The organism is Blautia sp. HCN-1074, from assembly GCF_037890165.1.
In the GTDB taxonomy this organism is placed as follows: Bacteria; Bacillota; Clostridia; order Lachnospirales; family Lachnospiraceae; genus Blautia_A.
Window position 1 is genome coordinate 1 of record NZ_JBBKBP010000031.1, and the last position, 13,385, is coordinate 13,385.

General features: G+C 43.5%; 9 protein-coding genes. 1 reads left to right on the forward strand and 8 read right to left on the reverse strand.

Going from position 1 to position 13,385, the window contains the following annotated elements; genetic code table 11:
• Positions 1 to 445 precede the first annotated feature (445 nt).
• The 8 genes from WKT11_RS17900 to WKT11_RS17935 form a co-directional block, all read right to left on the reverse strand.
• On the reverse strand, positions 446 to 1,183 hold the full coding sequence (locus tag WKT11_RS17900) for an SDR family NAD(P)-dependent oxidoreductase (RefSeq protein ID WP_117677593.1): 738 nt from the start codon (positions 1,181 to 1,183) through the stop codon (positions 446 to 448).
• Positions 1,184 to 1,369: 186 nt separating this feature from the next.
• Positions 1,370 to 3,112: a thiamine pyrophosphate-binding protein gene (locus WKT11_RS17905; RefSeq protein ID WP_117846133.1), complete on the reverse strand. Its 1,743-nt coding sequence runs from the start codon at positions 3,110 to 3,112 to the stop codon at positions 1,370 to 1,372.
• Positions 3,113 to 3,123: 11 nt separating this feature from the next.
• Positions 3,124 to 4,284, reverse strand: coding sequence for a LicD family protein (locus tag WKT11_RS17910; protein ID WP_340285356.1), 1,161 nt, complete (start codon positions 4,282 to 4,284; stop codon positions 3,124 to 3,126).
• A 20-nt stretch (positions 4,285 to 4,304) separates the two neighbouring features.
• The gene (locus WKT11_RS17915; protein WP_340285359.1) at positions 4,305 to 6,599 is read right to left on the reverse strand and encodes a LicD family protein; all 2,295 of its coding nucleotides are present in this window, start codon (positions 6,597 to 6,599) and stop codon (positions 4,305 to 4,307) included.
• Positions 6,600 to 6,602: 3 nt separating this feature from the next.
• The gene (locus WKT11_RS17920) at positions 6,603 to 7,904 is read right to left on the reverse strand and encodes an adenylyltransferase/cytidyltransferase family protein (RefSeq protein WP_340285362.1); all 1,302 of its coding nucleotides are present in this window, start codon (positions 7,902 to 7,904) and stop codon (positions 6,603 to 6,605) included.
• Between the two features lie 350 nt (positions 7,905 to 8,254).
• Complete coding sequence (locus tag WKT11_RS17925; protein WP_340285364.1) at positions 8,255 to 9,712, reverse strand: acyltransferase family protein; 1,458 nt, start codon at positions 9,710 to 9,712, stop codon at positions 8,255 to 8,257.
• A 115-nt stretch (positions 9,713 to 9,827) separates the two neighbouring features.
• Positions 9,828 to 10,577: a glycosyltransferase family 2 protein gene (locus tag WKT11_RS17930; RefSeq protein ID WP_118411297.1), complete on the reverse strand. Its 750-nt coding sequence runs from the start codon at positions 10,575 to 10,577 to the stop codon at positions 9,828 to 9,830.
• A gap of 2 nt (positions 10,578 to 10,579) precedes the next feature.
• Positions 10,580 to 11,980: an exopolysaccharide biosynthesis polyprenyl glycosylphosphotransferase gene (locus WKT11_RS17935; RefSeq protein ID WP_178762128.1), complete on the reverse strand. Its 1,401-nt coding sequence runs from the start codon at positions 11,978 to 11,980 to the stop codon at positions 10,580 to 10,582.
• Positions 11,981 to 12,244: 264 nt separating this feature from the next.
• On the opposite strand from WKT11_RS17935, the gene WKT11_RS17940 reads away from it, so the two are divergent.
• Positions 12,245 to 13,384, forward strand: coding sequence for a glucose-1-phosphate adenylyltransferase (locus WKT11_RS17940; protein WP_117677589.1), 1,140 nt, complete (start codon positions 12,245 to 12,247; stop codon positions 13,382 to 13,384).
• The last annotated feature ends 1 nt before the right edge of the window (position 13,385 follow it).

Genomic DNA, 13,385 nt, shown 5'->3' on the forward strand with positions numbered 1-13,385 from the left:
CATATTTCATAACCAGAATCAAACAAAAACACTGAATGAGAATTATTATCTAAACTCATTACGTATACTCACTTATTGCTTATTTCGACCGTCCAAATTTCAAGAGCATATTGTTCTTTTTTCTATTATAATATATTTATTATGTCAGAACAAGTGTTTTGTGATTTTTTATAAATTTGAGCAGACATGCTCGAATGTGCAATTCATCCCATCACCTATAAAGGTGAGGGAATTCTTGCTACGGTTGTTAAAATGTACAAAAAAAATCCGGGAATGCAAAAAAAATTCCCGACAGTTTCTGAAGAAGCTTCTCCATTTTATCTGTCGGGAATTCAAGCGGATATTTGCAATCCACTTTCGTCACTTGGTTTAAGTCAATCGGATATTTGCAATTGAAGCAGGGGACTTACTTGATTCGGTTAGTCACCTGATTGGTCAGGTTCTTTTAGAAGTAGTCATATCCTCCATGGATATCCACGATGCTTCCATTCATATAGTTGTTCGTGAGAATACTGTACGCCATATCCGCCACATCCTTGATCTCTCCGAATCTGTGGAGGGCGATCTTGCGGTTGATGCGTTCGTAGCTTTCAGGGGTGCGGTTCTCGTGCCACGGGGTCTGGATAAATCCCGGAGCTATGGCATTAACTGTAATGCCTTTTGGCTCAAATTCCTTTACCAGGGATTTGGTAAGGAAATGGATCGCCGCCTTAGTCACTCCGTATACGAGTGAAGAAGAATATGCCTGCTGTCCTGCATAAGATCCCATAAAGAGAACTCTGCCGCCTTCCGTCATGACCGGCATGAATTCCTTGATCATAAATACCGGGATGGAAAGGTTGGTGTTTACGATGTTATTCCATTCTTCAAATGTGTAATCCTGAAATTTATCATAGGTGCTGATTCCGGCATTGCTGATCAGCCAGTCCACATGTCCTGCTTTTTCTTTCACTTCTTTGACGAAATTCATCATATCGTCATAGGAAGACATATCCGCTTTCATTATGATAAGCTTCTCCTGGTCTTCCGGTTTCAGACTGTCCCAGAAGTCGTTTGCCTTATACGCATTGTGTGCGTAGGTGGCAAAGATCAGATCGTCCTGTTCTGAATTTGCCAGGATCTTCTCCACAATGCCACGGCCGATTCCGGAAGTACCGCCTGTGATTACTGTTACTCTGCTCATTTTTTCTGCTACCTCTTTGTTATATTCATCTTTATCTATCAGTTGAATGGATAATCCCGATACGCTTTCGCTGCTTAACATGAGAATTGCGGGAGCTGCTTTGCAGCGGAGCAATTCGTAGATATCATGTTAGGGGCAAAATGCCTTTTGCCCCTAACATCTTAACATTACTCTATGGCAATTGTTTTATAATTCCATCAGTCTGTCATAAACATTCTTCGGCGCGTATGGCTGCTGGTTGTGGATCGGTTCGCCCAGGCAGGTTTTCGGATATGCGAAAGTTCCGTGCTCAAGCATGACTTCCAGAAGCTTCGGTCCTTCACCTTCCAGAAATTCCGGTGCCTGTTCTCTTACCGCATCGCAGTGCATTCTTAATGCCGGAATACCGTAAGCTTTAGCCACCTCAGCGAAGTCACAGGAAGCGAATCCACAGCCGTCCGTAGTTCCGGCAAAGAGGCAGTCGAAATAATCTCTCTGCAGATGACGGATCATACCCAGCGCTTCATTGTTCATTACCATTATTTTAATAGGAAGATTCTCTCTCTTCACCCACTCCAGTTCCTGGATATTCATCTGAAGTGCACCGTCTCCGCAGATACATGCGGTTGGTTTTCCTGTCGCATAATATGCACCGATCGCCGCCGGAAGTCCATATCCCATAGCACCGTGTCCGCCTGAGAAAAGAAGCTTCTGACCTTCCCGGTTCTTAAATGACTGGTAGCTCCATACCATATGCTGTCCGACATCTACTGCGACCGCAGACGTATCCTCAAGCATATCACTGAGATCAGCAATCATGCGGTTCGGATATCTCTCCGGCGTGTTATCATCCACTGCCTGGAGATTCTCTTTGATCTCTGTGCAGACATTCAGCCAGTCGCTTAAGCCATCCATTTCCGGACAATGTGCTCTTGCCAGACAATTGATCACTGCACTGGTCTCAGCCTGAAGTTTCACTTCATTCTCTCCGTTTTCATGGATATCTCTCTGAAGATTATACTGGTCGATGTCCACACGGATGATCTTTGCTCCTTTGGCAAATTCATGTACTTTTGTTCCAATCTGTCTGGTGCAGAGGGAAATACCGAAACAGAGAAGCAAATCGCTCTTTGCATTTGCAATCATGTTCGCATAGCGGTGTCCATACGCACCTCCGATACAGCCGAAGTTCAGCGGATGGTCATAGCCCAGCACGGATTTTGCAAGGACACTTGTGATAATCGGAATCTGTCTTTTCTGTGCGAAATGAATCAGCTCCTGCTGGCTTACCTCGCTGTCTACTCCATGTCCGAGCATAATCACAGGGCGCTTCGCCTGTTTCAGCGCTTCCAGAATTGTGTCGGCTGCCTTCTGCGCTGTGGCCTCATCTGTATGTTTATCCTCGAATTTCATGTCATAAACAGGATTCTCTACTTCACTTCTCTGAATATTCATAGGCAGGTCGATAAGTACCGGGCCTCTTCGTCCTGTCGTTGCGATGTGATAAGCCTTATTTAATTCTTCGACGATATCCTCAGGATTACGGATCTGGACAGCATACTTCGTGATCGGTTTCGCCATTGCCACGATGTCTGTCTCCTGAAATCCCTGCTGGCGCAGTCCCTCGATACCGGAATATTCATAAGTATTTAACTGTCCTGTGAGAAAGACCACAGGCAGGGAATCATAGTAGGCATCTGCCACGCCGCTTAAAAGATTGACTGCTCCCGGTCCGCTGGTCGCATAGGCGCATGCACATTCCTGTTTCGCCTGCGCATAACCACATGCTGCAAAAGCCGCTCCCTGTTCATTATAGCTGGAGTGATTTTCCGTCTCCGGATTTCGTTCAATAGAATCTACCACATGTGCGATCATCGTTCCCTGATATCCAAAGAAATGGCAGATACCTTTTTTCTGTAAAAACGTAACAATATAATCTGAAAGTTTCATTTTTCCTCCCGTCAGATCAGTGCACCGATCTTCTCTCTCTGTACTGTTTTTCCTGTTTTTTCCAGTACGTCTATATAAATATCAAGAATCTCTTCGTCCTCCGCAAAGAGTTCGCCTTTTTGCAGACTCTTCTGCATCATTTTGAAGTATGGACGAAATGCCTTCTCAAGTGTCATATAATCTTCATTCTTATACAGGTTCTTGATATAGTCCTTCTGTTTCTCATAAGATACGCCCAGGTTCATCCGCTCTCCGCAGAATTCCACATAATCCCAGCATTCGTTAAAGTAGTCCTTATGCCGCCTGCTCTTTGCAAGCCTGCGGGCATTTTTCATACGTTCTTTGCAGTATTTGTCGAAATCTCCTGCTTCTTTCCAGAATTGTGTGTAGCTTACTCTGGCGCTGACTGCCAGCGCAATCGGAGTGACATAACGCGGCTCTGTGACATCCTTATAATTCTTTCCATAACTTATGGTCAGATATTCTTCGGTTTTTGCCGGAACCTGAAGCTTAACTCCCTCCATCTCGACACGCTTACTCTTCGCAAAAATGCCGGCAGGATAAACGGTGGTCTGTTTTTTTCTCTTAAGGGTATATTGACCTGTCTCCGGCTTCTGATACAATCTGAGGAATCGGTCATATAAACGGGAAGCCTGTCTCTGACGTCCATTGACCAGACAACGCAGCCGCATCCAGGTACGGTTGAGCCTGTTTTTCAGACTTCTGTCAGCATAATTAATATGGCAAAGTTCCATCCAAGCATTCTCATCTCTTGAGAACCTGCGTCCGGCCGATGCTGACTCAGCTTCCGATCTGAGGGGGAAAATACTGACTCCGATTCCCGGAAATGCGTAATCCCTGGTGTTATCCATATTCAGGCACAGAGTATCTGTGTTTGTATAGCGCAGATACAATCCCGAAAACCATTTATGGCTCTTCAGCGATTCCAGCGCGCGTCTCTCTCTCGGATCTTCATCTACTGCCTTACGGAAACGCTCCATGTCTGCTACTTTCATCAGAACGATTCCAAACATGGGATTCTGTGGGAAAGATTTTCCCTCCACAGCACAGAGAGTCAGTCGTGGAGAGAGGTAATATTCAATTTGATTCTGCTGGCATATTTCATCTATTTCCTGTAATAATGATAAAATTACCTTTTGTTTTTTATTCAACTCTTTACTCCATTTCTAATTCACATTACTGACTGTACAATTCGCTTCACATCTTCAATACTTCCGTATTTATCCAGCCAGTTATCAAGCACAACTGTGATGTCTGCCTTCTTTGCAAAGCTCTTCGCCTGTCTGCTTCCATCGTTCAGATCATTGATAAAAATACGGTACAGTTCGGTCTTTACGTAGGATGACATTTCATATTCCAGTGCTTTCTTATAATTGGCAAAAGCTTCTCTGGTCTGTCCCTGTTTCATGCGGACATCTCCTACCAGTTTATAAACGCAGGCCTTCTCCTCTTTGCGGAACTGTCGGTTTCTCACCTGCTCGGCAAGCCATTCCAGCTCACTCTCCTCACCGGTACAGATGATCTGTGTGCGCAGGGCTGCTAATTCTTTGGAATAGCCAAGACGTTTCCATGCTCTCGTAAGTGCTTTTTTATACATCTGGTGTTCTTCAGATTTCTTATTTTTATTTGTTTTCTCCTTCACCGGTGTAAGCATTGGTATCTCGATCACTCTGCGGATCTCATTAATTTCCTGCTCAATCTCACTCTGGGTGCGTGCGCAGGCTACTTTTGCCAGATAGAACGCGCCCTGGATATCGTCATCCTCCGGAATCAGCTGATTCCACAGTTCCATGAGGGAAAGTACCTCTTTCTTTCTGCGGGCTGCCAGAAGCTCTTCGCAGTTTTTCAGAATCTCTGCCTTATATCCTCTGAAAAATCTGTCCATCTCCAGCCAGACAACTCCATTCGTGGTCTTACTCTTCACCTGAAGATAAAGTTCTGCTGCCTTTTGTACCTCGCCGTTCATCCAGAAGATATCAGCCTTATATTTCAGGAAATATCCATCTTCCGGAAATTTCTTGAGTGCTTTATCGATAAATCGTTCTGCCTCAATACGGTTCTCTCCCGCATTCTCCATCAGGAAGCGGCACCGGAATTTCATAAATCCCAGATGTCCCGGATATCTGTTCAAAAGATCCTCAATAATCTGCTGTGCTTCCTCCATACGGTGAAATTCATAATGATCAGCCGCTTTTCTGAAAAGCTCGATATCCTCTTTCAGTTTCTCCATCTCAGGAGTGATATGATCTGACTGCTGGCGAATCTGCAGCATTCGATATGCCTTTGACACACGCTCTGTATAGAAAAGTGTCAGCATCGCCGCATAGAATACTTCATCAGGAACCTCCACAAGAATCGGATGATAAAACGCATAAATATTTGTGTAGTCTTCCCTTCCGATAAAATCGGCACTCAACTGACTTTTATAATAAGATCCAAATAATGCATTCAGCCTGTGAAAAGATCTGGCTTCAACCAGTTCGCTGATTTTTAATCCCGACTCGCTGATCGCGCCCTGCAGATCCAGTGCTACTGCGCGCGCTTTCATTGCAAGTCCTTCCTGGCGGACTTTATGGTTCTTTTTAGCAATAAGCATATTGTAGAACTTACGGAATACAGAGTCCCGGCGCAGTCTGCCTTTATGAATGTTCGGCATATATTCCTCACGAAGTTCCTGATAAGGAAGTTCGTCTACGCAGACAGCCACATGTCCCTCTCTGCTGTCATGCGGCGGCATATAAGACCACTCATCACCGTAATGCCAGATCAGATAATCGCTGCATTTATTCGGGATCATCGCCTTTTGTCCCTCGAAAATCCCCTCTTTGACAGGGAACATCATATCTTTGTCAAAAAGAAACGGGCAACCACCCCAGCGCATGGCATAGCGGTCGCACTCTTCCTCATTGTAGGAAAACATTATCTTCTCGAGTTTCTCCAGCGTTCTTTTTTTGCCAAGAAAAATATAAGAAAGAAGATACTTCAGATACATGGATGCAGGTATCTCCCAGCGGTCACTGTAGCCTACAGAAATATTGATAAGGTCCGAGTAAATCATCATATGCGTTCTATATTTCTCGTATTCTTTATCGTCTGCCGGAATAGGATCCAGTGTAAGAATGTCTATGATCTCTCCGCCACAGTCCTTGCCGATGATCTGGCTTTTATGAATCGCACAGGTATCGGTAGATGCATAGCGTGGAAATGAGTTTGTATAATTTCTGTCCACCTCCGAACACTGTATCTCTCTGTTCGGTGGCAGTTCTGTCTTGCAGATCTCTATAAATTTCTCCCAGTCTGAGCGTGGCATATAAAGATCCACGTCATCATCCCAGGGAACAAATCCCTCATGCCTGAGGGCTCCGATAAGGGAGCCCCCGGCCAGTACATATCTCAGGTTATGTTCTCTGCAGATTTCATCAACCTCCCTGAAAAGCTTCAGGAGGTATTTCTGTTTTTCCGTCATGAGTTATCCTTTCTGATTAATTGTTTCCAAAATTTCTATTATTTTTAACGACTCATCATAGAAAAGCCGGGTACATTCTGTACGCTTGTCTCTGATCATGATCATCAGCTCCTGCAACAGATAGCGGAAACCATTTCCCTCGAAATTAAAGCTGTATCTCTTCAGGAATTCCTTTCCGGAAATGTTTGCCTCGAAATATCCTGTGTTCCACCAGTCATTCGGGATCGTAACCCTTCCGTTGCTTCCGATGATCACAAGTTCATTCTCGATATCTACGGTTGTTCCGATCTCAATGGTCGCCAGTGCATTGGCATACTTCATGGTGATCATGTCATATACAAATTTCCCTTCCTGATCGCGGACTGCATTTGTATTGATATCCTGGCACTTTCTGCCAAGCAGTTTAAGTACCGCGCAGATTGCTGTGCAGACTGTCTCATTAAAAGTCCTGCCACCTTCAAAATCATCCTGGGAAATCGCACATTTAACGCTGACCAGATCTCCTACCAGGTTGCTGTGCACCAGCCATACCAGCTGGTTAAAAGCACGCAGATAAACCAGCGTCATCCTCTCGATCAGGACTACATTGTTCTCCCTCGCAACTTCAAAGAGATAGCGCAGTTTCTCTGAAGAAAGCGTTAACGGAGAATCACTTATCACATATTTGCCCTGTTTCAGTGCGCATTCGATATACTCCGCCCGTTTGCTCAGCGAAGTTTTAATATAAACGATATCCACATCTGACAGGAACTGGTCATAGTCGCTCCAACAGGATCCAAGTTCAAATTTATCGCAGAATTCCTGCGCAGTCTCCGGATTCTCGCTGAATACCCGTTCTACGTGAATACCGCTGACATATTTGGATTCCTGTACAAAATCATTATCTTTAATATCGTCTGTCACAATTCCCATATTAAAGATAATACCCTCACTGCGAAGCTTTGTACTGGAAATATTCTTGGTACGTTCCAGATAAACGACATCGCAGTAGTTCTTAAGATAATCAAATTTGCCCCGCCAGTCTGAACCAACTACCAGAACATCTATGTCATATTTGATGATATCGCTGACTTTCTGTCCCTGGTACTCTTCAATAATAATCTCATCTGCCAGTCCGGTACGCCGCACATTCTCTATTCTCTTAATAAGGCTGTCTCTTACATTAAGCTTGCCTCGTTCAATATCAAAGCTCTCACTTGTAACGCCAACGATCAGATAATCGCCAAGCGCCTTTGCCCTTTTTATAATATTGTAGTGGCCCTTATGAAACAGATCAAAAGTGCCATATGTGATCACTCTCTTCATCTTCTCTTTATAACTCCCGATAAATATTCCTGCCCGTAACTGTTCCGTACCTGACGGACAGTTACCCCTGCTTCACACTATAGATGATTTGATTATATCATAATTTCCAACTTCCGTCACCTCTTCGTTACAAAAATGTTAAATTCACGTTAATTTATATCATTTTTTAGTCCGGCCAGACGGAAAATAATACAGTTAAAACAAAAGGACTCCGAAATACACCCCATGTATCTCAAAGCCCTCTTTCGTTTTTTATTATTTTCTTCTGCTATTTCTTGTTATTACCGTGTCAACAAGTTGATTTCTTAAATAATCTTGTCGGTACACTACTTTTTACGATTCCCTGTTTTTTACTGTTTATTCAAAATGTTTCCTGTCTCATCTGAATGCCCTGCTTCGACTACAGTTCGGGAAACATTCTCCGCTATTACTGTCTGCGCCGTATCGTCTTTCGGATCAGCTTTTCCTATATTCTTCGTAGCTGCTTCCAGCTCCTGGATCAGATCTTCGAGTGAAAGTTCTTCTTCCTCCTGAATGATCTCATCCGGTATATCATCCAGATTATCTTCTTCGATATCCAGTTCCATACCCGCTACATTGCTGAATCCTTCCGGTTTATCCAGCACACTCTCCTGAGCGAGAGAATCATCATCCAGGTTTATTTTCTCCATATGGCCGTCCTGCTCGCTCTCGGAATCCAGAGTAGCGGCCAGCTCCTCAATGGCTTTCTTTCGTCTGAGAAGTTCATATTCATGGTCCTCGCTGTCATATTCCTCTTCCAGTCCCTCATCTCTGACTGTCTTATCCTTCTTGATCAGAATAAATGCAACCAGATTCAGCACACCTGTATAAAGAAGATCCACCGGCAGACTTCCCAGAACAAGGACAAACACCAGGGATACGCCCAGCAAAACCCACACGTTGTTCATCTCAGGAATCTGCAGCAGATACAGCCCGTTCATAATGATCATGATCGGGTAATGGAAGAAGTAAATTCCCATTGTGTGGCGGCCCACATAAGTAATTGGAAGCTTGATATCCGGCAGTAATGCAAGAAATGTATAGATCAGAATAAATGATACCAGATACATCAGCAATCTGATAACGATACCTTCCGGATCTGTCAGACCACAGAGTTTATATCCGTGATTACCACGGAAAATAGCGACTCCCATTTCATTGGAAATCATATAGTTTGGTATTGCCCAAAGCAGTACTCCCGAAATAGGCACTAACACCCATTTTCCTTTAAATTTGCGAACTGCGGTGATATATTCACTTTTCCAGAGATATCCTGCAACAAAGAACGGGAAAAATACCACAATTCTTGATGCTGATAAAAACGTTGTAAACTCCGGTCTTGTTCCTGCCCACAGTGCAATAATGATGCTGAGCGGAACAATAAATCTGATCTTACCCAGTGCTTCAATGGTAAGACGGTAGATAAACAGCGCCAGAATATACCACATAACTGTTCCGGTAGGACGCAGAATCTCGTAATCCACCGAACGTCCCAGCCATATCTGGGAGTACCAGGTAAGACTGTATCCCAGAATATACGGAATCAGAAGATTCTTAAAATTCTTTAATACATTCTGAGGTTTCTTTGACAAATACCCCGAAACAAAAATAAATGCGGGCATATGGAAGATCGTGATCGCATACCACACGTATCTCACCACTGTGTCCACTTTTACAAGATTGAATGCAATAATATGGTTAAATACTACCAGAAAGATAAGCAGGACCTTGAAGTTATCGATCAGGTAGGTATAAGGCACAGCAGGCCTCTCTTTCTTTAATTTCATCTTAATATTATCCTTTAATCATTCATAATTATTATCCAAAGGATAACATATTTTTATGATTTATGGAATAGAAAGTTAATAATTTGTTTATGAAACTATTTCCATACATTCATTTTTATCTATGGCAATACTTCCATATTCCATGCAGTGCATAAGAGCAAAAGAAAATACAACTCTTTATCCGTCCATACCCCGCATATCTGTAAACATTATAAGTCATCACTGCTGACTTCAGCTTATTTCTGGACTTGCCGCCCTCACTGAGGCGGTATTTCAGGTATGGCTTATCGATTCCGACCGCATAACCGTATTTTCGCAGAACTTTCAGCCAGGTGATATAGTCTTCATGGCTGTCATCATGCTCCATTGGAAACTCCCGCGCCACGTCTGTTCTGATCACTACGGAAGAACAGTTAATGCTGTTATGCTTCAGAAGCTCTCTGTAAGTAATCTTCTCTTTCACCGGAATCGTACGGCCGGTGCTGCTTCCATCGGATCTTATCAGCTCACGGCCGGTAGAACACAACACGTATCCCGTCTCTTCGAGACATTTAAGCTGCTCTTTCAATTTGCCTTTTTCCCACCAGTCATCCGCATCAAGAAAAGCAATGTAATCTCCCTTAGCAAGCTTCACTCCTCTGTTTCTGGAGCCTGCCGCACCCATATTCTGTTTGTTCTTAATATACTGAAAGCCCTCTCTGCCCTCATAGGCAGACAGGACTTCCTTTGTATGATCTGTAGATCCGTCATCAATTACCAGAAGCTCCAGCGAAACTCCCTGCTCATAGACAGAATCTACAGCCTGTTTAATATATTTCTCTCCGTTGTAAACCGGCATGATCACAGATACCAGCGGTTTATTCATGGTCATTCCTCCGTTTTATCCTCTGATGCCCCGGTGTTTCTTCCGGAATCTTTCAGAGCATTTACCTGTTTATCATCTACTCCCTCAGACACTTCCTTCTGGAAAAAGATCTTGACTGTCATAAAGATCAGCTTAACATCCAGCAGAAAAGAATAGTTCTCAATATAGAACAAATCCAGCTTTAATTTGTCATAAGGGGTGGTGTTATATTTGCCATAAACCTGCGCATATCCGGTCAGTCCTGCCTTTACCTTCAGGCGATAATAGAACTCCGGAAGTTCCTTCTCATACTCCTGCATGATTGTCTTACGTTCCGGACGTGGACCTACCAGAGACATATCTCCTTTGAACACATTGAATAGCTGCGGCAGCTCGTCCAGATGAAGATTTCTCAACACATGCCCTACCGGAGTGATACGGGAATCATGTTTGGAAGCCAGTCTGGCACCGTTTTTCTCAGAATCCACACACATACTGCGGAATTTGCAGATTTTAAATGGCTTACCGCCAATTGTAAGACGGTCCTGGAAGTAAAATACCGGTCCCCAGTCGTATGCTTTTACCGCAATAGCTATGAGCAACATAATCGGTGATGTAATGACAATGCCGATTCCGGAAACCAGAATATCCATAATTCTCTTCGCAACTCTCTGATCTACCGCAAGTCCCATATTTCGCGACATCAGAAGCGGTGTATCGAAAAGATGAATTCTCTCGCTTCCCATAAGAATGATATCCGAAATCTTCGGACTGATATAGCATCGGATGGAATGAGCGAAGCAGAACTTCAGATATCGGTTTCTCTCCATTGACGGCAGATCCCATATGATCACCCCGTCATAATTACGCATCATCTTGTGAATTTCTGTTTCTCCAAGGCTGACATGCACTTTATCGCTGATATCATATTTATCCTTTCGGGAATTCATCTTATGGATCAGATCATCCCCCGGATCGCGGTCACCGTAAATGACCAACAATCTACGCGCACGATATAATCTGGAATAAATATGTCTGGATCCAAAAATCCAGATAACAATCAGTACCAGTTGTACCATTGTCATCTCGATCATCGGCCCCACACTCAGAAACCACCTGTTGATCAAAGTGATCTCCAGATATTCCACTACGTTGGTACATAAAAGCGCTAACGTCAGGGAATAAAATACGTCTATTCTTTTAAGGTATCCGACCTTTAGTCCTCCATACAGCTTGGCAAACATGGCAAACAGCAGACCGTAAATTGCGATCAGCACCCAGTTACCTTTCCGCCAGAATGGTTCATCAATCTGACCTCTGTAGACTGTATACCATACATAGGCAAAGACTGCCATCTGTGCCAGTACTACCAGACTCGCCAGACAGAACACGATAAGTCGTTTGTAATCTTCTCTCTTACTCACGTGATAACCTCTGTTTCTTTTAAATTCTTACCTATTATAACGTAAGAACTATTATACGTCCACCCGTTTTCCTTAAATTTGTGTATATTTACAAACCTGTACTTTACCATTTTTTACTGCAAATTTGTGTATAATGTATAATTTTTTCTCGAATTTTATCTGTTTCTAGCGAAAAATTTACATATTTTTTTCAGAAACCTATGGAAAAATGACAAAAAAAATTGTATAATATTATGTAATAAATGAAAGCGAGGGTTCACTATTATGAAACAAAATAGTATGTTGGCTATGATCTTAGCCGGCGGTCGTGGCAGCCGTCTGCATGACTTAACCAATAAAGTGGCAAAGCCAGCCGTTTCATACGGCGGTAAATATCGTATCGTAGACTTTCCTTTAAGTAACTGTGCCAACAGTGGTGTAGATGTTGTTGGTGTTCTTACACAGTATGAGTCTATCCAGCTTAACAGCTATGTAGCAGCCGGCGGACGCTGGGGACTTGATGCCAAAGACAGCGGCGTTTACGTTCTTCCTCCACGTGAGAAAGCAGATGAGAATCTGAACGTATACCGCGGAACTGCAGATGCAATTTCCCAGAATATCGACTTTATCGATAAATTTGATCCGGAATATGTCCTCGTCCTTTCCGGCGACCATATTTACAAGATGAACTATGACGAAATGCTCGCAGCTCATAAGAAGGCTAATGCAGATGCAACCATCGCAGTTATCGAAGTTCCAATGAAAGAAGCAAGCCGTTTCGGTATCATGAATACAGATGAAAGCGGACGTATCGTAGAATTTGAAGAGAAACCGGAACATCCGAAGAGCAATCTTGCATCCATGGGTATCTATATCTTCACATGGAAACTTCTCCGCAAGATGCTTCTGGCTGATATCAAGAATCCGGATTCCAACCATGACTTTGGTAAAGATATCATCCCTACTATGCTTAACGATAACAAGACTCTTTATGCGTACAAATTCAAAGGTTACTGGAAAGATGTCGGAACTATTGACTCTCTCTGGGAAGCTAACATGGATCTGTTAAGCTCCAAGAACGAGCTTGACCTTGGTGATCCTTCCTGGAAAATTTATACAGAAGATGTCACTGCACTTCCTCAGTACATCAGTGCAGAAGCAGATGTCAAAGATGCATATATCACTCAGGGCTGTGTAGTTCAGGGTGAAGTTAAGCATTCCGTTCTCTTTACAGGTGTTAAGATCGGTGCCGGTGCCAGGATCATTGACAGTGTACTGATGCCGGGTGCTGTTGTAGAAGAGGGTGCTGTTGTTCAGCGTTCACTTGTAGCTGATGGTATCCGTATCGGCAAGGGTGCTGTTGTAGGCGATCCAGACAGCGAGCACATCGAGCTTGTAGCGAAACGTGTAAAGGGGGCAGAATAAT

Bases quoted from the DNA above. Each gene is read 5' to 3' on its own strand.
- WKT11_RS17900 (WP_117677593.1), bottom strand. From the start codon at position 1,183: ATGAGCAGAGTAACAGTAATCACAGGCGGTACTTCCGGAATCGGCCGT.
- WKT11_RS17905 (WP_117846133.1), bottom strand. From the start codon at position 3,112: ATGAAACTTTCAGATTATATTGTTACGTTTTTACAGAAAAAAGGTATC.
- WKT11_RS17915 (WP_340285359.1), bottom strand. From the start codon at position 6,599: ATGACGGAAAAACAGAAATACCTCCTGAAGCTTTTCAGGGAGGTTGAT.
- WKT11_RS17920 (WP_340285362.1), bottom strand. From the start codon at position 7,904: ATGAAGAGAGTGATCACATATGGCACTTTTGATCTGTTTCATAAGGGC.
- WKT11_RS17925 (WP_340285364.1), bottom strand. From the start codon at position 9,712: ATGAAATTAAAGAAAGAGAGGCCTGCTGTGCCTTATACCTACCTGATC.
- WKT11_RS17930 (WP_118411297.1), bottom strand. From the start codon at position 10,577: ATGAATAAACCGCTGGTATCTGTGATCATGCCGGTTTACAACGGAGAG.
- WKT11_RS17940 (WP_117677589.1), top strand. From the start codon at position 12,245: ATGAAACAAAATAGTATGTTGGCTATGATCTTAGCCGGCGGTCGTGGC.